At 72.5% G+C, this 22,072-nt stretch carries 1 protein-coding gene; it reads left to right on the forward strand.

Annotation, left to right across the window (positions count from 1 at the left end; genetic code table 11):
• The first annotated feature begins 118 nt into the window (after positions 1-118).
• Positions 119-22,054 carry a non-ribosomal peptide synthase/polyketide synthase gene (locus tag ABZT04_RS12415; RefSeq protein ID WP_356055896.1) on the forward strand — a complete coding sequence of 7,312 codons (21,936 nt, stop codon included), beginning with the start codon at positions 119-121 and terminating at the stop codon, positions 22,052-22,054.
• Positions 22,055-22,072: the final 18 nt, after the last annotated feature.

Here is a 22,072-nt window from a genome sequence, read left to right on the forward strand (position 1 = left end):
GTGACAGGGGCCGGTGCTTGCCGGGAAGGTCTATCAAGTAAGGCAATGCTTACCTTACTATGCGAGCGGTCGCGGCTCCGCTGAGCCGTTCCACACGCATGGGGAGGCACGGGCAACTGTGGCGGGCAACACGCTTTCTTCCGCACGGGCAACGGAGACGAACGACTTCTGGCGACGCCGGTTCGCGTCACCGGTACCGGAGACCTCACTCCCGCTGGACTTCCCCCGTCCACCGCGCCAGGACGGCCCGGTCTCCCGCGCGTGCCGCACGACCACCCTTAACCCCACTGCCGACGCGGCGACCCAACTCGCCGCGTTCGTCGCCCTGTTGCACCGCTACGGCGGCACGACGGCCACCGAGACGGCAGTGGCCCACGAGGGCCTTCCGCTGCGCGTCACCGTCGACGGCGACACCCCGTTCGCCCAACTCCGCGACCGGATCACGGCCGTACGTGCGGAAGCCGCCGCCCACCACCTGCCGACCGCCGAGCTGCTACGGCTCCTCGCCCCCGAACCCTTCCGCGGCGGCGGCCTGTTGTGCGCCACCGGCTTCGGCCCCGCCCCCTGGGACGAGACCGTCCCACTGGACCTCGCCCTCACCGTCACCGAGGGCGAGGTCTCGGCGGACTACCGGACCGACCTCTTCGAACCCGCCACCGTCGACCGGATCCTCGGCCACTACGGCACCCTTCTCGCCGACGCCCTCGCCCGCCCGGACACCCCGGTCGCCGACCTCGAACTCCTCGGCGCCGACGAGCGGCACCGCATCCTGCACGACTGGAACGACACCGCGCACGACGTGCCCGCGCTCACCTGGCCGCGCATGTTCGCCGACCAGGTCGCCGCCCGCCCGCACGAGGTGGCCCTCATCCACGAGGACGTCCGCCTCACCTACGCCGAACTCGACGCCCGCGCATCGCGGTTGGCGCACGCCCTGGTGGCCCGGGGCGCCGGTCCCGAGCAGGTCGTCGCGCTCGCCGTACCGCGCTCGGCCGACATGATCGTCGCCGAGGTCGCCGTCCTGAAGGCGGGCGCCGCCTATCTGCCCGTCGACACCGACTACCCGGCCGACCGCATCGCCTACATGCTCGCCGACGCCCGCCCGGTCTGCCTGGTCACCACGGTCGAGATCGCCCCCGACCTCCCGACGGACCTGGACCCGCTGGTCCTCGACGCCCCGGACACGGTCGCCGAGCTGGCCGCTTACCCCGCCCAAGGCCCGTCCACCGCCCACGAGTTGACGACCGCGCACGCGGCCTACGTCATCTACACCTCAGGGTCGACCGGCCGCCCGAAGGGCACGGTGCTGTCCCACGCGGGTGTCGCCAAACTGGTCGCCACCCAGCGGGAGCGCTTCGGGATCGGCCCGCACAGTCGGGTCCTCCAGTTCGCCTCGCCCAGTTTCGACGTGGCGTTCTGGGACCTGTGCCTCGGCCTGCTGTCCGGTGGCCGCCTGGTCGTCGTCCCCGCCGACCGCCGCGTCCCCGGCGCGCCCCTCGCGGAGTACGCCAACGAGCACGGCATCACCTTCATGATCCTGCCGCCCGCGCTGCTCGCCGCGCTGCCCGAGGACGTCCAACTCCCGCCCGAGGCAACCCTCCTGGCCGGAACCGAGCGCGTCTCGCCCGAGTTGGTCGGACGCTACGCACGCGGCCGGATGATGTTCAACGCCTACGGCCCGACCGAGGCCACCACCAACTCCACCCTCGGCCTCTGCGACCCGGACACCCCGGCCGGCACCATCGTGCCCATCGGCATACCCGACCCCGGCACCCGCGCCTACGTCCTCGACGACCGGCTGCGCCCCGTCCCCGCCGGTGTCACGGGAGAGCTCTACCTCGCGGGCGACGGCCTGGCCCGCGGCTACCTCGGCCGCCCCGCCCTGACCGCCGAACGCTTCGTCGCCGACCCCTTCGGGCCACCCGGAGATCGCCTTTACCGCACCGGCGACTTGGTGCGCTGGAAGACGGACGGCCGACTGGAGTTCCACGGCCGCGTCGACACCCAGGTCAAGATCCGCGGCTTCCGCATCGAACCCGGCGAGATCGAGTCGGTCCTGCGCTCCCACCCGGCCGTCGACCAGGTCGCCGTGGTCGTCCGCGAGGACCGCCCCGGCGAACGCCGCCTCGCCGCCTACGTGGTGCCCTCCCTGGACGCCGAGGCGACACCCGACGAAGGCGTCGCCGACTGGAAGGACCTGCACGAACTCCTCTACTCGGCCGCCGGATCGGACGGTTTCGAGGAGAACTTCGCGGGCTGGAACAGCATGTACGACGGGCTGCCCATCCCCCTCGCCGACATGCGCGAGTGGCGCGAGGCCACCCTCGACCGCATCCGGGCGCTACGGCCCCGGCGCGTCCTGGAGCTCGGCGTCGGCTCCGGCCTGCTGCTGTCCCGGCTCGCTCCGGACTGCGAGGAGTACTGGGGCACCGACCTCTCCGAGGAAGCCGTACGCGCCCTGGACGCCCAGGTGTCCGCCGTCCCCGAACTCGCCGACCGCGTCACCCTGTTGGCCCGCCCCGCGCACGACCTCACGGGACTACCCGAGGGCCACTTCGACACGATCGTCGTCAACTCCGTCATCCAGTACTTCCCCGGCGGCGACTACCTCACCGGCGTGCTCCGGAACGCGGCCGAACTCCTGGCACCCGGGGGTGCGTTGTTCGTCGGCGACGTCCGCAACCTGCGACTCCTCCGCACCCTGAGCGCGGCCGTGGAGAGCGGGCGCGTACGGGACGAGGCCGACGACGACAAGGAGGCATTGCGCGCCGCCGTCGACCGGACCGTCGCCTGGGAGGGCGAACTCCTCGTCGACCCCGACTACTTCACCACCCTCGACGGCCTCGGTGCCGACATCCGGGTCAAGCGCGGCACCCACCACAACGAACTCACCCGCTACCGCTACGACGTGGTCCTGCGACCGCAGGTGGACGCACCTGAGGAGACCCCCGAGTCGCCCTGGCCCGCGCTCGGTTCGCTACAGGCACTGGACGAGCTGCTCGCCGACCGCCCGCCCCGACTGCGCATCACCGGCATCCCCAACGCCCGCCTCGCCGACGACCTCGCCGCGCACGACGCCCTCCAGGACAGCAGCAGGCCGGCCGCCGGACCGTACGGCGTCGACCCCGAAGCGCTGCACGCGACGGCCGCCCGGCACGGCTACGAGACCGCGCTGACCTGGAACGGGGACGCGGAGGACGGCAGCCTGGACGCCGTGTTCGTCCTCGAAGAGGAAGCACGGGCCCCGTACCGCCCCGGAACCGGACACCCGCTCACCAACCGCCCCGCGCCCTTCCGCAACGTCAACGCCCTGATGTCGACCCTGCGGACGCACGCCACCGAGTACCTGCCCGACTACATGGTCCCGGCCGCGTTCGTCCCGCTCGACCGGCTGCCCGTCACCCCGAGCGGCAAGCTCGACGCCGCCGCGCTCCCGGTCCCGGACCTCACCCGCGTCAGCGCGGGCCGAGCACCGGAGACCGCCCGCGAAAAGCTGCTCTGCGACCTGTATGCGCGGGCGCTCAAGCTGCCCTCGGTCAGCGTCGACGACGACTTCTTCGCCCTAGGCGGCGACAGCATCGTCGCCGTCCAACTCCTCATCCTGGCCCGCAGGGCAGGCCTCGAACTCACTCCGCGCGACGTCTTCAAGCACCGCACGGTCGCGGAACTCGCTACCGTCGCCCGCACCGGGGCTGCCGACTTCGCCGAAGACACCCCGTGGCACACGCTGACGGACGACGAACTCGCCGCGATCCAGGGCGAGTTCCCGCTCACCGTCGAGGAGACACTGCCCCTCGGACCGCTCCAGGAGGGTTTCTTCTTCCACGCGCTGGTGGACGGCGCCGAACGCGACGCCTACGTGGTGCAGCAGGTCATCGAGCTGTCCGGCCCGGTCGACGGCACCCTGCTGCGCACGGCCGCGCAACGACTGTTGGACCGGCACGCCCCGCTGCGCGCCTGCTTCCGCCAGACCCCCGACGGCCGCCCGGTCCAGATCGTCGCGTCCGGACTCGAACTGCCCTGGCGTGAGGTCGACCTGGCCGCACAGGACGACGCCACGATCCGCCGCGCCCTCGCCGACGCCGTCGCCGCCGACGAACGCGCCCACCGCTTCGACCTCGCCCACCCGCCGCTGATCCGCTGCGCCCTCATCCGCTTCGGCGAGGACCACAGCCAACTGATCCTGACGTTCCATCACATCGTCGCGGACGGCTGGTCCCTGCCCGTCCTGCACCGCGAACTCCTCGACCTCTACGGCGAGAACCCCACCCCGCTCCCCGAAGTCGCCCCGTACCGCGGGTACCTCCGCCGTATCGCCGGCGCCGACCGCGAGGCGGCCCGAGCCGCCTGGCGCATCGCGCTCGCCGGCGTCGACGAGCCCACCCGGCTGGTCGAGGCCCCCGCACCTGCCGGTCCGGTCGAACCCGCCCAGATCCGCGTCGAGTTGACCGAAGGTGTCACCTCACGCCTCGCCGCCCGCGCCCGCGAGCGAGGAGTCACCCTCGGCACGCTCGTCCAAGGGGCCTGGGGCCTCCTGGTCGGCCGGATGACAGGCCGTCAGGACGTGCTGTTCGGTACCACCGTCGCCGGACGCGACGCCGCCGTCGACGGCATCGAGTCGATGATCGGCCTGTTCATCAACACCCTGCCCACCCGCCTGCGTTGGGCTCCCGGCGACACCCTGGGCGCACTGCTCGACCGGCTCCAGGACGAACAGAGCGCGCTGCTCGACCACCAGCATCTCGGCCTCGCCGACATCCAGCGCGCCACCGGGCACGCGGGCGACGGAGAACTCTTCGACACCCTCGTGGTGTTCGAGAACTACCCAGGCGGCGAAGGCGCCCCGGGCATCACCGACCCCACCGGCACGATCGCCGTCGCCGGACACGCCTTCCACGACGCCGTGCACTACCCCCTCGCCCTCATCGTCAAGCCCGGCCGCCGCCTCGACCTGCGCCTCAAGCACCACACCGGGCGCCTCGACGCCAACGCCGTACAGTCCCTCGCCGACCGGCTCACCCTCGTCCTGCACGCCCTGGCCGACGACCCCGGCGCCCGCGTCGCCGACCTCGACCTGCTCACCCCGGACGAGTTGGCCGCCGCCCATCCGGCGGGGGAGACCCGGCCAGTTCCGGCCACCACGCTCGCCGACGCCTTCGCCGCGCAGGTCGCGCGCACACCCGACGCCACCGCTGTCGTGTACGACGGCAGGACCACCCTCACCTACGCCGAACTCGACGCACGCGCCAAGGAGTTGGCCGCGCGACTGCGGGCCAGGGGTGCGGGCCGGGAGCGGTTCGTCGCCGTCGCCGTACCCCGGTCCGCCGAGCTGATGGTGGCGCTGCTGGGCGTCCTGAAGTCGGGGGCCGCCTATCTGCCCCTCGACCTGGATTATCCGGCCGAGCGCCTCGCGTACATGCTGGCCGACTCGGGGGCGATGACCGTCGTCACGACGGAACGGGACGCGGAACGGCTGCCGACCGTCGAGGGCCTCGACGTGCTGTGCGTGGACGCGGAAGACGGAGAGGCCCTGTTCGGCGGCGCCCAGGACCCGGCCCGCCCCGACGACCCCGCCTACCTCATCTACACCTCCGGCTCCACCGGCCGCCCCAAGGGCGTCGTCGTCACCCACCGCGCCATCGGCAACCGGCTCGCCTGGATGCAGGGCGCCTACGAACTCACCGCCGCCGACCGGGTGTTGCAGAAGACACCGTCCAGCTTCGACGTCAGCGTGTGGGAGTTCTTCTGGGCGCTGAGCGAGGGCGCCGCCGTCGTCCTCGCCGCTCCGGACGGCCACCGCGACCCCGCCTATCTGGCCCGCCTGATCCGGGCCGAGTCCATCACCACGATGCACTTCGTGCCGTCGATGCTGGAGGCGTTCCTCGCCTCCGACGAGGTCACCGCCGACCCCGCGTGGGCGGGCAGCCTGCGCCGCGTGTTCAGCAGCGGCGAGGCACTGTCCGGCTCCTCGGCTCACCGCTGGCAGGAGCTGACCGGCATACCGCTGCACAATCTCTACGGTCCCACCGAAGCCGCAGTCGACGTCACGTACCACGCCTACGACGGCGCGTCCGACACCACCGTGTCCATCGGCCGACCCGTGTGGAACACCGGACTGCGCGTCCTCGACTCCTGCCTGCGCCCGGTGCCGGACGGCGTCCCCGGCGAGCTGTACCTGACCGGCGTCCAGTTGGCCCGCGGCTACCACCGGCGCCCCGCGCTCACCGCCGACCGCTTCGTCGCCGACCCGTATGCCACCGAGCCCGGCGCCCGTATGTACCGCACCGGCGACCTGGTACGCCGCCGTCCTGACGGCACCATCGACTACCTCGGCCGCACCGACCGCCAGGTCAAGCTGCGCGGCAATCGCGTGGAACTCGGCGAGATCGAGGCCGAGTTGACGCGAGCACCCAACGTGGCCCGGGGCGCGGTCGTCATCCGCGACCAGCGCCTCGTCGCCTACGCGGTCCCGGCGTCCGGAGCCGTGCTCGACCCCGCCGACCTGCGCGCCGCCCTCGCCGAGGCGCTGCCCGCACCCTTGGTCCCGGAGGCGTACGTCGTCCTCGCCGATCTTCCGCTCACCCCCAGCGGCAAGCTCGACCAGGCCGCGCTGCCCGCCCCCGAGACCGAGCGCGCCGAACGCCGGGTGCCCGCAGGGCCGTTGGAGGAGCGGCTCACCGAGATCTTCGCGGCCGTCCTCGGCATCGAGGACGCGGGCCCCGACGACGACTTCTTCCGTCTCGGCGGCGACAGCATCAGCTCCATCGGCGTCGCCAGCCGTGCCCGGGCCGCCGGCCTGGACCTGAGCCCGCGCGACGTGTTCACCCACCGCACACCCGCCGCCCTGGCGGCAGCGGCCACCACTACTACGGTCGCCACGAACACCTGTGTCGAGGCGGTCACCCTCACCGACGCCCAACACGCCCGCGTCCGATCCCTGGCCGCCCCGGAGACCGTCGCCGAGGTATGGCCGCTGGCCCCTCTCCAGGAGGGCCTGTTCTTCCACTCGGCGTACAACGAGGGCGCGTTGGACGTCTACACCGTCCACGAGACCTTCGACTTCACCACCCGCCTGGACACGCCCCGACTGCGCGCCGCCGTCCGCACACTGCTCGACCGCAACCCGGGCCTGCGCGCGGGCTTCACCAGCGACGGTCTCGACCAGCCGGTGCAGTTCATCGTCGAGGAACCGGAGATCCCCCTCGAAGAGGTCGACCTCTCCCTGCTCACCGCCACCGAACAGGACGCACTGCTGCGGGAGTTGACCGACGCCGAACGCAACCGCCGCTTCGACCTGTCCGCACCCCCGCTCTTCCGCCTCCTCCTGCTGCGCCTCGGCGCGGAGCGCGGCGACCGGCTCGTCATCGGCCGCCATCTGATCCTCTGGGACGGCTGGTCGGCCTGGCTCTTCCTTGACGAGCTGTTCGCGCTCTACGAGACCGGGGGCGACGTCAACGCCCTGCCGACGCCCGGCAATTACCGCGACTACCTGACCTGGATCGAGGAGCAGGACGACTCGGTCGCCACCGCCGCCTGGCGTACCGCGCTGGCCGGCCTCGACGAGCCCACCCTGCTCGCCCCGACCGCCGCCGACGGCCTCGAACCGGTCATCCCCGACCAGCTCGACCTCAGCCTGTCCGCCGAACTCGGCGACCGTCTGCGTGAGTTGGCACCGGCCCACGGTCTGACCCTGAACACGATCCTCAACGCGGCCTGGGGACTTACCCTCGCCTCCGCGACCGGCCGCGCCGACGTCGTCTTCGGCACCACCGTCGCCGGCCGGCCCAGCGAGGTCCCGGACGTCGGCAACATCATCGGCCTGTTCCTCAACACCGTCCCGACCCGTATCGCCCTCGACCCCGCCGAACCGGTCCTCGCCCTGCTCCGCCGTATCCAGGGCGAACGCCTCGACCTCATGCCGTACGAGCACCTCAGCCTCGGTGTCCTCCAGGCCGAGACCGGGCACCGCAAGCTCTTCGACACGCTGTTCGTGCTGCGCAACAACGACACCGAGGAGCGGCTGGCCGACCTGAGGACCCGGCACGGCGCCACCGCCGTCGCCAACGTCGACGCCACCCACTACCCGGCCAACCTCGTCATCACCCCGGGCCGCGAGATCGCCGTCACCCTCACCCATCGCCCCGACCTCGTCCCGACCGACCGAGCACAGGACCTCCTCGACCGCTTCGCGCTCCTCGTCGACCGTCTCACCGCCGACCTCACCGCAGCGGTCGGCTCACTCGACCCCCTGCTGCCCGCCGAACACGCGGCGCTACGGAGGGAGTCGGCGGCGAGCCGGGTTCCCGACCCCGAGGACACCATCGCCGACCTGCTGGCGGCGCAGGCCCAACGCACCCCGGACGAGCGGGCCCTCGTCTTCGGCGAGCGCGGCATGACGTATGCCGAACTCGACGCCGCAGTCAACCGGATGGCCCGGCTGCTCATCGACCGGGGCGCCGGCCCCGAGAAGGTCGTCGCCCTCGGTCTCCCGCGCTCGCTCGACATGGTGGTCGCGCTCTTCGCAGTCCTGCGCACCGGAGCCGCTTACCTCCCCCTGGAGTTGGACCACCCGGCCGACCGCCTGTCCCTGATGCTGGCCGACGCCCGCCCGCTCCTGCTGCTGAGCACCTCGGCCGTATCCGCCACGCTGGACGGCGAGATGACCCGCGTCCTGCTCGACGCCCCCGAGATCAGGGGCGAGTTGGCGAGCCGGTCAGCGGATCCCGTCCACCGCCGCTTCAGCCTGCAACACCCCGCCTACGTCATCTACACCTCCGGTTCCACCGGCCGCCCCAAGGGCGTCGTCACTCCCTACCGGGGCCTGACGAACATGCAGTTGAACCACCAGAAGGAGATCTTCGAACCCGCCATCGCCTCCGCGGGCGGACGCCGACTCCGCATCGCGCACACCGTGTCCTTCGCCTTCGACATGTCGTGGGAGGAGCTGCTCTGGCTGGTCGAGGGCCACGAAGTGCACATCTGCGACGAGGAGTTGCGGCGGGACGCCGAGGCGCTGGTCGCCTACTGCGAACGCCACCGCGTCGACGTCGTCAACGTCACCCCCACCTACGCCCGACTCCTCATCGAGCAGGGCCTGTTGGAGGGCCACGTCCCGCCGCTGGTGCTGCTCGGCGGCGAGGCCGTACCGGAGACGGTGTGGACGGCGCTGCGCGACACCGAGGGGACGTACGGCTACAACCTGTACGGGCCGACCGAGTACACCATCAACACCCTCGGCGGCGGCACCCTCGACAGCGACACCCCCACCGTCGGCAGGCCCATCCGCGGCTCCCGCGCCCACATCCTCGACGCCTGGCTGCGCCCGGTGCCCGACGGCGTCCCCGGCGAGCTGTACATCGCCGGAATCGGCCTGGCCCGCGGCTACTTGAACCGGCCCGCGCTGACCTCCGAGCGCTTCGTCGCCGACCCGTTCGGCGATCCCGGCGAGCGCATGTACCGCACCGGCGACCTGGTCCGCCGCAACCCCGACGGCAACCTCGACTTCCTCGGCCGCACCGACGACCAGGTCAAGATCCGCGGCTACCGCGTCGAACCCGGGGAGATCGAGTCCGCCCTCAGCCGCCACCCGCTCGTCGCCCAGGCCGCCGTCGTGGTCCGCGACGAACGCCTCGTCGGCTACGTCGTCCCCTCCGGCGCCGACTCGGCCGAACGCACCGCCGCCGAGGCCGCGCAGGTGGGGGAATGGCAGGAGATCTACTCCGACGAGTACGAGGAGATCGGCACCGCCGTCTTCACCGAGCGGTACGACGGCTGGGACAGCTCCTACGACGGACAACCCATCCCCTTCGAGGAGATGCACGAGTGGCGCGAGGCCACCCTCGCCCGCATCGGCTCGCTCAAGCCCCGCCGCATCCTCGAAATCGGCGTCGGCTCCGGCCTGTTGCTGTCCCGCCTCGCCCCCGAGGCGGAGGCCTACTGGGCGACCGACTTCGCCGCCCCCGTCATCCGCAAGATCGGCGAGGAGGTGAGCCGCGACCCCGCGCTGGCCGCCAAGGTCGAACTGCGCTGCCGTCCGGCCGAAGACCTGAGCGGTCTGCCGACCGGCTACTTCGACACGATCGTCATCAACTCCGTCATCCAGTACTTCCCGAGCATCGACCACCTCACCACCGTCCTGCACGGCCTGATGGAACTGCTCGCACCCGGCGGCGCCCTGTTCGTCGGCGACGTCCGCAACCTGCGGCTTGCCGGCACCTTCCACACCGAGATCCAGCGCGCCAGGGGAACCGCCGAAGCGGACCTGGAGCGGGCGGTGGAACGCGGTCTGCGCCTGGAGAAGGAACTCCTCGTCGATCCCGACTACTTCACCACCCTCGGCTACGGCGTCGACCTGCGCACCAAGCGCGCCCACCACCACAACGAACTGTCCCGGCACCGCTACGACGTAGTCCTCTACGCCGCCGAACCGGACGTACGCCTGGACAACGCCCCGTCCGTCGACTGGGCCACCGGCCACACCATCGGCGAACTCCTGCGCGGCGACTGGACGTCGGCCGAGGCCATCGGCCAACTCCTGGAACAGGCCCTAGACGGCACCTGGTCCGCGACCGGCGTCACCGGTGAACGCCCGCGCGGCGAACGGCCCGAGGCACTCCGCTTCACCGGCATCCCCGACGGCCGTACGAGCGAGGCGGGCGTCGACCCCGAGCACCTGCACGAGTTGGGTACGGCGGCCGGGTACCGGGTGCTGACGACCTGGTCGGAGCAGGACGGGACGTACGACGCCGTCTTCCTGCGGTCCGACGAACTCCGCCTGACCGGCGGCCTGTTCCGGTCCGGTGGCGGCACCCACCCCTACGCCAACGATCCCACCGCCGCTCGCGAGGCCAGTGCGCTGGTGCGCAGGCTGCGTGAGGACCTGGGCCGTGAACTGCCCGACTACATGGTCCCGTCGGCCTTCGTCACCGTCGACGGACTGCCGATGAACGCCAACGGCAAGCTAGACGTCCGAGCCCTGCCCGACGCCGAGCCCGCCGTCGCCCTCGGCGGCGGACGCGGCCCCCGCACCCCGCAGGAAGAAGTGCTCTGCCGCCTGTTCGCCGAGGTACTGGGACTGCCCGAGGTCGGCGCCGAGGACAACTTCTTCGACCTGGGCGGCCATTCACTCCTCGCCACCCGGCTGGTCAGCCGCGCCCGCACCGAACTGGGCGCCGAACTCGCCATCCGTGACCTCTTCGAGGCACCCACCCCCGCCCTGCTCGCGGGCCGCGCGAACACGGCGAGCCCGGCCCGCCCGGCCGTCACACCTGTCACCGACCGGCCCGACCGCATCCCACTGTCGGCCGCCCAGCGACGGCTGTTGCTCGTCGAGCAGATCACCGGCAGCGGTGTCGCCTACAACTTCCCGCTGGTCTTCCGGCTGCGCGGAGGCCTCGACACCGAGGCCCTGACCGTCGCCCTGCGGGACGTCGCCGGACGGCACGAGGCGCTGCGGACGGTGTTCCCGACCCACGAGGGCGAGCCGTACCAGCGCATCGTCCCGGCCGCGCAGGCGGTTCCGGCCTGCACGGTCGTCGACTGCGCCGAGGTCGAGCTGCCCGCGCTGATCGAGTCCGCGCAGCGCCGCCCCTTCGACCTCACCACCGAACTCCCGCTGCGCTGCGAGGTGTTCAGGCTCGGCCCGGACGACCACGTGGTGGCCGTCGTCCTGCACCACATCACCACCGACGAGTGGTCCGACCGCCCCTTCCTCGCCGACCTCGACACCGCCTACGCGGCCCGCCGCGAGGGGCGGGCCCCCGAGTGGGCACCCCTGCCGGTGCAGTACGCCGACTACACCCTCTGGCAGGACGACCTTCTCGCCCGCACCGGCGAGGCCCAACTCGCCCACTGGGCAGACGCCTTGAGCGGTCTGCCCGACGTACTCCCCCTGCCCGCCGACCGGCCCCGGCCCGCCGAGCCGACCGGCCACGGCGGCAAGGTCCGGCTGGAACTGCCCGCCGCCACCGGCCACGCCCTGCGCGACCTCTCCGGAGCCAGCGGCACCAGCATGTTCATGCTGTTCCAGGCGGCCACCGCCGCCCTGCTGAACCGGCTCGGCGCGGGCGACGACATCCCGCTCGGCGCACCCATCGCGGGGCGCACCGACGAGGCCCTCGCCGAGCTGGTGGGCTTCTTCGTCAACACGCTCGTGCTGCGCACCGATGTGTCCGGCGAGGGGCTGACGTTCCGCCAACTCCTCGGCCGAGTACGGGAATCGTCCCTGGCCGCCTTCGAGTACCAGGACCTGCCCTTCGACCGAATCGTGGAGGCCCTCAACCCGCCCCGCGTGGCCGGTCGCAACCCGCTCTTCCAGGTCATGCTCGGCTACCACCACCGCCCCGACGGCGACCCGGACGTGTTCGGCCTCGCGACCGAGTGGTTCGACATGGACACCGGCATGGCCAAGTTCGACCTCCACTTCACCTTCGTCGACGAGACCGCCCGCGACCGGGTGGTCCTGCTCCTGGAGTACGCGACCGACCTCTTCGACCACGCCACCGCCGAACGCATCGCCGGCCGCATGGCCCGCCTGCTGGACCACGCGGCGGCCGAACCCGACCGTGCGGTAAGGGACTTCGACCTCCTGGAGGACACCGAACGCGCCCTGGTCCTGGGGGAGTGGAACGCCACCGAGCACCCCGTCCCGGCCACCACCCTGCCGGAACTCTTCCGCGCCCAGGTGGCCCGCACCCCCGACGCCACGGCACTCGTCTTCGAGGGCCGGCGGCTGACGTACGCGGAGCTGGACGCCCAAGTGGAGCGCACGGCACGGGCGTTGACCGCCCTCGGGGCGGGCCCCGAGCAGACCGTGGCCGTAGCGCTGCCGCGCTCGCTCGACCTCGTCGTCGCCCTGCTCGCCGTCCACCGTGCCGGAGCCGCCTACCTCCCGCTCGATCCCGACTACCCGGAAGAGCGCCTCGCCCTCATGGTCGAGGACGCCCGCCCGGTGTACGTCATCCGCGACACCCTGCCGACCGGACACGAGGGCCAACTCCCCACGTCCTACGACCCCGCGCACCCCGCCTACGTCATCTACACCTCCGGCTCCACCGGCCGCCCCAAGGGCGTGGTCGTCCCGCACGAGGGCATCGTCAACCGTCTGTTGTGGATGCAGGACACCTACCGACTCGACGCCGACGACCGGGTGTTGCAGAAGACGCCGTCCAGCTTCGACGTGTCGGTGTGGGAGTTCTTCTGGCCCCTGATCACCGGCGCCACCCTGGTCGTCGCCCGCCCCGAGGGCCACCGCGACCCGGCCTACCTCGCCCGGCTGATCCGCGAACAGGACGTCACCACCGTCCACTTCGTGCCCTCCATGCTCCAACTCTTCCTGGAGGAACCGGCCGCCGCCGACTGCACCGGCCTGCGCCGGGTCATGTGCAGCGGCGAGGCCCTGCCCGTCCCCCTTACTCACCGCTTCCACACCACGCTGACCAGCACCGCACTTCACAACCTCTACGGACCGACCGAGGCCTCCGTCGACGTGACGGCCGTGGAGATCGGACCGGACGCGTCGAGCGTGCCGATCGGCCGCCCGGTGTGGAACACCCGCACCTACGTCCTCGACGCCGGACTGCGCCCTGTCCCGCCCGGCGTCCCGGGCGAGTTGTACCTCGCGGGCGTCCAACTCGCGCGCGGCTATCTCGCCCAGCCGGGGCTGACCGCCGAGCGGTTCGTCGCCGATCCGTACGGAGCCCCGGGTACCCGTATGTACCGCACGGGCGACCTGGCCCGCTGGAACGCCGACGGCACCGTCGAGTACCTCGGCCGCACCGACGATCAGGTGAAGGTGCGCGGCTTCCGCGTCGAACCCGGTGAGATCCAGGGCGTGTTGACGACGCACCCGTCCGTCGCGCACGCCGTCGTGGCGGTCCGGGAGCAGGCCCTCGTCGCGTACGTGGTCCCGGCCGGACCCGTCGAGCCGGCGGCCCTGCGCGCCCACACCGCCGCCGCGCTCCCCGCCCACATGGTTCCGGCCGCCTTCGTCACGCTCGACGCGCTGCCGCTGACCCCCAACGGCAAGCTCGACCGCGCGGCCCTGCCCGCCCCCGACTTCACGACCGGCGGCACCGACACGGTGATCGCGCCCCGCAGCCCGCGCGAGGAGATCCTCGCCGGACTCTTCGGCGATGTCCTCGGCCTCGAACGGGTGGGCGCGGACGGCGACTTCTTCGCACTCGGCGGTCACTCTCTGCTCGCCATGCGCCTGGTCAGCCGTGTCCGCGCACTGCTCGGCGCCGACCTCACCGTCCGTACCGTCTTCGAGGCGTCCACCCCCGCACTGCTCGCGGCCCGCCTCGACGACCGGGCCGGTGGACTCCCCGCCCTCGTCGCCGCCGAACGCCCCGCCGAACTCCCGCTGTCCTTCTCCCAGCAGCGCCTGTGGCTTCTGCACCGTATCGAGGGTCCGGGAGCCACCTACAACATCCCGGCCGCCTGGCGACTGACCGGCGCACTAGACCAGGACGCCCTGTCCGCCGCGCTGGACGACGTCGCCGTACGGCACGAAAGCCTGCGCACGGTCTTCCCCGAGCGGGACGGCCGCCCGCACCAGGTCGTGCTGGAGCAGGCCTCGGTGCCGCTCCGCCACAACCGGGTCACGGAGACCGAACTGCGCGGCCTGCTCGCCGGGGCCGCCGCGCGCGGCTTCGACATCGACCGCGAACTCCCGTTGCGCGCCCACGTGTTCGAGCTGGGCGAGGACAAGCACGTCCTGCTGCTGGTGCTCCACCACATCGCCGGCGACCAGTGGTCCGACGGGCCCCTGTGGCGCGACCTGGCCACCGCCTACGAGGCCCGGCGCGAGGGGCGCGCCCCCGCGTGGGCACCCCTCCCTGTGCAGTACGCCGACTACGCCCTCTGGCACCGCGAGGCACTCGGCGACCCCGAGGCCCCTGAAAGCCGACATTCCCGCCAACTCGCCTACTGGCAGCACACCTTGGCGGGCCTGCCGGACGAACTCGCGTTGCCCGTCGACCGGCCCCGGCCGCTGGAGAGTAGTCACCGGGGCGGTGCCGTCGGGCTGACCCTTGATGCCGAACGCACTGGACGGCTCCGCGCGTTGGCCCGCCGCCACGGGGTCAGTATGTTCATGGTCGCCCAGGCAGCCGTCGCCGCACTGCTGCACCGGCTCGGCGCCGGGGACGACATCCCGCTCGGCACCCCGATCTCCGGACGGGCCGACGAACAGCTCGAAGACCTGGTCGGCTTCTTCGTCAACACCCTTGTCCTGCGCACCGATCTCTCCGGCGACCCCACGTTCGCCGACCTGCTCGCCCGCGTCCGGGACACCGACCTCGCCGCCTACGAGCACCAGGACCTGCCCTTCGAGCGGCTCGTCGAGGCGATCAACCCGGCCCGCTCACTGGCTCGGCACCCGTTGTTCCAGGTGATGGTCGTCCACCTCGACGACGAGGGCGCCACCCCCGCCCTGCCCGGCCTGACCGCCCGCCGCGAGGAACTCGGCCAGCAGGGCGCCAAGTTCGACCTCAGCTTCGACTTCGTCGAGCAGGGCGCGGACGGCATGCGCTGCTGGATCGAGTACAACGCCGACCTCTTCGACGAGTCGACCGCCGAACTCCTCGCCCAGCGCCTGGAGTCGCTCCTCGCCCAGATCGCCACCGACCCGGACCGACGCGTCGGCACCCTCGATGTCCTGCGCGACGACGAACGCGCCCTCGTCCTCACCGACTGGAACGCCACCAGCCGAACCGTCCCCGACCTCACCCTGCCCGAGCTGTTCCGCCGCCAGGTCGCCCGCACCCCCGAGGGCACTGCGGTCGTCTTCGAGGGCACCGCCCTCACCTACGCCGAACTCGACCTGCGGGTCGAGAAGTTGGCGCACACCCTCGCCGCACACGGCGCCGAGGCGGAGGCCGTCGTCGCCGTCGCGCTGCCGCGCTCCCTCGCCCTGGTGGTGGCCCTCCTCGCGGTGCACCGAGCGGGCGCCGCCTACCTGCCTCTCGACACCGGCTACCCCGCCGACCGCCTCGCCTACACGCTCGCCGACGCCCGCCCGGTCTGCCTGGTCACCACGGAGGGAGTCGCCCTCCCGGACACCGACGTGCCCACCCTCACGGTCGACACCGACGGCACCCCCGACCGCCCGGCCCACACGCCCCTGCCCACCGCCTTCGACCCCCGCCACCCCGCCTACGTCATCTACACCTCCGGCTCCACGGGCCGACCCAAGGGCGTGGTCGTCCCGCACGAGGGCATCGTCAACCGTCTGTTGTGGATGCAGGACGCCTACCGCCTCAACACCGACGATCGGGTGCTCCAGAAGACCCCGGCCGGCTTCGACGTGTCGGTGTGGGAGTTCTTCTGGCCGCTGATCACCGGCGCCACCCTGGTCGTGGCCCGCCCGGAAGGCCATCAGGACCCCGTCTATCTCGCCGAACTGATGGAGCGTCAGCACATCACCACGGCCCACTTCGTGCCGTCGATGCTGCGCGCCTTCCTCGACGAGCCCGCCGCCGCCCGGTGCACCGGACTGCGCCAAATCATGTGCAGCGGCGAGGCGTTGCCCGCCCCGCTGGCCGCCCGCTGCCACCAGGTTCTCCCGGACGCGCGCCTGCACAACCTCTACGGCCCCACGGAGGCGTCCGTCGACGTCACCGCCCACGAGGTCCCCGCCGACCCGGCCACCGTGCCGATCGGCCGCCCGGTGTGGAACACCCGCACCTACGTCCTCGATGCCGCCCTGAACCCGGTACCGCCCGGCGTGGCCGGCGAACTGTATCTGGCGGGCGTCCAGTTGGCGCGCGGTTACCTCGGCCGCTCCGCCCTGACCGCCGAACGCTTCGTGGCCGATCCGTACGCCGGCGAGCCCGGCGCCCGTATGTACCGCACGGGCGACCTGGCCCGCTGGACTCCGGACGGCACACTGGAGTACCTGGGCCGCGCCGACGATCAGGTCAAGCTGCGCGGCTTCCGGATCGAACTCGGTGAGATCGAGACCGTGTTGGCCGGCCACGAGAGCGTCGCGCACGCCACCGTCGTCGTACGGGACGAACGGCTCGTCGCGTATGTCGTACCGTCAGGCACCCCGGCCGGGTCCGCCGAACTTCGCGTCCACGCCGCCCGATCGCTGCCCGACCACATGGTCCCGGCCGCCGTCGTCACCCTGGACGCCCTCCCGCTCACCCCGAACGGCAAACTGGACCGGCGCGCCCTGCCCGCCCCCGACTTCGCCGCCGAGGTCACCGACACCCGCCCGCGCACCGCGCTGGAGGAGACCCTCTGCGCGCTCGTCGCGGATGTCCTCGGGCTCGAACGTGTCGGCGTCGAGGACGACTTCTTCTCCCTCGGCGGCGACAGCATCGTCGCCATGCAACTCGTCGCCCGCGCCCGCGCGGCCGGGCTCACCTTCAGCCCGCGTGACGTCTTCCGCCACAAGTCGGCCGCAGGACTCGCCACCGTGACCGCGACCACGGTCGCCGCCGGGCGCGACGACGACACCGTGCCGCTCGATCTCACCGACGACGAGCGCGCTGAACTCGCCGCCCTGCCCGCCGGAACCGAGGTCCTGCCCGTCTCCCCGCTCCAGGCCGGCCTGCTCTTCCACGCCGCCCTCGACTTGGGCGACGACGGACCGGACGTCTACACCGTCCAGGTCTCCTACGACCTCGAAGGCCCCCTCGACGTCGACCGGTTGCACACCGCCGCGCGGTCCGTGCTCGACGCGCACGAGAACCTGCGCAGCGGCTTCCGGCACCTGTCCTCGGGGCGGCCCGTCGCCGTCGTACCGCGTACGGCCGTACTGCCGTGGCGGCAGCTCGACCTGACCGAAGACCCCGAGGACTGGGACCGGCTGCTCGTCCAGGAGCGGCGCCGCTTCGACCCCGAACGGCCGCCGCTGCTGCGGCTGTTGCTGGCCCGGCTCGGTCCTGACCGGCATCGGCTCGTGCTCTCGCACCAGCACCTCCTGCTGGACGGCTGGTCGCTGCCGCTGCTCACCGCCGAACTGTGGGCCCGCTACGGGGGCCGTACCCCGGCCGCCCCCGCCCCGTACCGCGAGCACCTCCGGTTCCTAGCCGCCCAGGACCCGGCCGTCTCCGCCGCCGCGTGGGCCGAGGCCCTCGGCGGGCTGGCCGAGCCCACCCGGCTCGCGCCCGTCGACCCCGACCGCGCGGCCGTCGTACCCCGCACGCACACCATGGAGTTGGCACCGGACCGCACGGCGGAACTGGAGGCGTTCGCGCGGCGCCAGGGCGTCACCGTCAACACCCTGGTCCAGGCCGCCTGGGGCGTGCTCCTCGGCCGGCTGACCGGGCGGGACGACGTGGTGTTCGGCGCCACCGTCGCCGGGCGCTCGCCCGAACTCGCCGGGGCCGAATCGATGATCGGCCTGTTCATCAACACCGTGCCGGTACGGGTGCGGGTCCGCCCGGAGGAGAGCACGGCCGCCCTGCTGGCACGGCTCCAGGACGAGCAGTCCCGGCTCATCGCCCACCAGCACCTCGGCCTCGCCGACATCCAGCGGGCCGCCGGACTCGGCGAACTCTTCGACACCCTCGTGGTGTTCGAGTCCTACCCGGTCGCCGAAGCGGACGAGGAGGGCGACGGGCCGCGCGTCACCGTCCGCGACCACGAGGACTCCACCCACTACCCGTTCGCATGGGCGGTCGAGCCCGCCGAACGACTGCGGCTGACCGCCGAGTTCAGGCCCGACCTGTTCCAACCGGCCGTCGTACGCCGGATCTCGGACGCCCTGACCGGCCTCCTCACCGGCATGGCGGCCGACCCCGACCGCCCCGTCGGCCGACTCGACCTGCTCGACCCCGTCGAGCGGCACACGGTCCTGGAGACCTGGAACGACACCGCGCTGCCCGAGCCGGAGACCGAACGACTCAGCACCGTACCGGCGTTGTTCGCCGCGCAGGCCGCCGCGAGCCCCGACGCGGTCGCCGTCACTGACGGCCGTACGACCTGGACGTTCGCCGAACTCGACGCGCGTGCCGAGCAGTTGGCGCGCACGCTGGCCGGACACGGCGTCGGACCCGAGCGGATCGTGGCCCTCGCGCTGCCCCGCACCGCCGACCACATCGCCGCGATCCTCGCCGTGATGAAGGCAGGGGCCGCCTATCTGCCCCTGGACCCCGACCTGCCCGAGTCCCGACTGACCGGCATGCTGGACGACGCCCACCCGGTGCTGATCCTGGCCACCGGCGAGACCGCGGCCGGGCTGCCCTCAACCGCCGTACCAGTCCTGCGAGTTGACCTCCCGCTCGACGAACTGCCGCAGGTGGAACCCGTCGCGCCCGACCCCGACCACCCCGCCTACGTCATCTACACCTCCGGCTCCACCGGCCGCCCCAAGGGGGTCGTCGTCACCCAGCGAGGCATCGCCAACCTCTTCCACAGCCACCGTCACGACCTGCACGAGGTGGCCAGGCAGCGCACCGGACTGCGGCGCCTGCGCGTCGGCCACGCCTGGTCGTTCTCCTTCGACGCCTCCTGGCAGCCGCAGTTGTGGCTGCTGGACGGGCACGCGCTGCACATCGCGGACGACGAGACCCGCCGTGATCCCGAACTCCTCGCCGCGTTCATCCGGGGCCGGGGCATCGACTTCATCGAGGTCACCCCCTCGCTGCTCGCGCAGATGGCGGACAGCGGCCTGATCGGCGCCGAGGGCGACTGCCCGCTCTCCGTGGTCGGCTTCGGCGGCGAAGCCGTACCCGAGTCGCTGTGGACACGGCTGGCCGCACTGTCGGACACCGAGGCGTTCAACCTGTACGGGCCCACCGAGGCCACCGTCGACGCGCTCGTCGGCCGGGTTCGCGACAGCGCCACCCCGGTCGTCGGATGCCCCGTCCACGAGTCCCGCGTCTACGTCCTCGACACCGCCCTGTGCCCCGTACCGCCCGGCGTCACCGGCGAGTTGTACCTGTCGGGCCCCGGCCTGGCCCGCGGCTACCTCGACCGCCCCGCCCTCACCGCCGAACGCTTCGTCGCCGACCCGTACGCCACCCGGCCCGGCGCGCGCATGTACCGCACCGGTGACTTGGCCCGCTGGACCGAGGACGGTCTGCTGGAGTTTGCCGGCCGCACCGACGACCAGGTCAAGATCCGCGGCTACCGCATCGAACTCGCCGAGGTCGAGGCGGCGTTGGACACCCACCCGGCCGTCACCCGGACGGTCGTCGTCGCCCGTGAACACCGGCCCGGCATACGGCAGTTGATCGCCTACGCGGTCGCGGGCGAGACAGACGCGGCCGAACTCCGCGCCCATGCCGCCGCCGTACTGCCCGACTACATGGTCCCGGCCGCTGTGGTCGTCCTCGACCACCTGCCGCTGATGTCCAACGGCAAGCTCGACCGATCCGCCCTGCCCGCACCGGACTTCATCGCCCGGGGCGGCGGCCGGTCCCCCGCGAACGACACCGAGCGCACCCTGCGCGACCTCTTCGCGGACGCTCTCGGGCTTCCCGCCGAGGCGGTCGGGACGGACGACGACTTCTTCACCTTCGGCGGCGACAGCATCGTCGCCATGCAACTCGTCGCGCGCGCAAGGGCGGGCGGCCTGCGCGTCAACCCGCGCCAGGTCTTCCAGCACCGCACCGTCGCCGCCCTCGCGGCCGTCGCCGTCCCGCTCGGCACCGACGAACGGCATGCCGTGCACGACGACGGCACCGGCACCGTCCCCCTCACCCCGATCATGCGCGGCCTCCTGGAGCGGGGCGGACCCATCGCCGCGTACCACCAGGCGGCCCTGGTCCAGACCCCGGCCGACCTCACCGAACCCGGCCTGTTGGCCGTCCTCAAGGCACTCGCCGACCGGCACGACATGCTCCGCGCCCGACTCGATCGCGCACCCGAGTGGACCCTGCGGGTTCCGGCGGCGCGGGACACCGACGTCAGCACCTGGCTCACCCGGGCCGACGTCCAGGGCGCGAACGAGACCGCCCTGCGCGCCGCCATCGCCCACCACGCCGAGACGGCCCGGGCCGGACTCGACCCCGACAACGGGGCGATGGTGCGGGCGGTCTGGTTCGACGCCGGACCCGGACAGCCGGGACGGCTGCTGATCCTCGTCCACCACCTGGTGATCGACGGCGTCTCCTGGCGCGTCCTGCTGCCCGACCTGGCCACCGCCTGGGCAGCGGTCAGGGACGGTCGTACGCCCGAACTCGCCCCCGTGGAGCTGTCGTTCGCCCGCTGGTCCCGACTCCTCGGCACCCGCGCCACCGACCCCGCCACCGAGGACGAGCTGCCCTGGTGGACGTCCACGCTCGCGGAGGGCGCCGAACTCCCGCTGGCCCGCCCGCTCGACCCGGCCCGCGACACGGTCGCCACCACCCGCTACCTCTCCCTGTCCCTGCCCGCCGACGTGACCGGCCCCCTGCTCAGCCGGGCACCGGCCGCCTTCGGCGCGACCGTCAACGACGTGCTGCTCACCGCGTTCGCCCTCGCCGTCGGCGACTGGCGGGCAAGGGAGTCGGGCGTGGAACGGACGGGCGGACCCGTCCTGGTGGACGTGGAGGGACACGGCCGCGAGGAGCGACTCGTGGGCGACGCCGACCTGTCCCGCACGGTCGGCTGGTTCACCAGCGTCGTGCCCGTACGACTCGACCCGGGCGAGGGCGACTTGACGGACGCCTCGGCGTGCGGGCCCGCGCTGGACGCGGCCCTGTCCCGGATCCGCGACCACCTCGCCGCGCTTCCCACGGCCGGCATCGGACACGGCCTGCTGCGCCACCTCAACCCCGGGACAGGTCCGCGACTCGCTCAACTCGCCGAACCGCAGATCGAGTTCAACTACATGGGCCGCTTCGACCGCCCGGCGGCCGCCGACTGGTCCTACGCCCCCGAGGACGACGCCGCCGACCTCGACGCCGACCCCGGCCAGCCGATGTCCCACGCCCTGACCCTCAACGCCATCACCGAGGACCGCCCCGAGGGCCCGGTACTGAGCGCCCACTGGGCGTACGCCGCCGAACTCCTCACCGAGGAACAGGTGGCCGACCTGGCCCGCACCTGGTTCCGGGCGCTGGAAGCGGTCGTAGACCGGGCGTCCCCCCTGAACTCACCCACCACCCACGGCAATTGATCCCGACGGAAGGCAAGG

It is taken from the genome of Streptomyces sp. NPDC005492, assembly GCF_040605995.1.
In the GTDB taxonomy this organism is placed as follows: Bacteria; Actinomycetota; Actinomycetes; order Streptomycetales; family Streptomycetaceae; genus Streptomyces.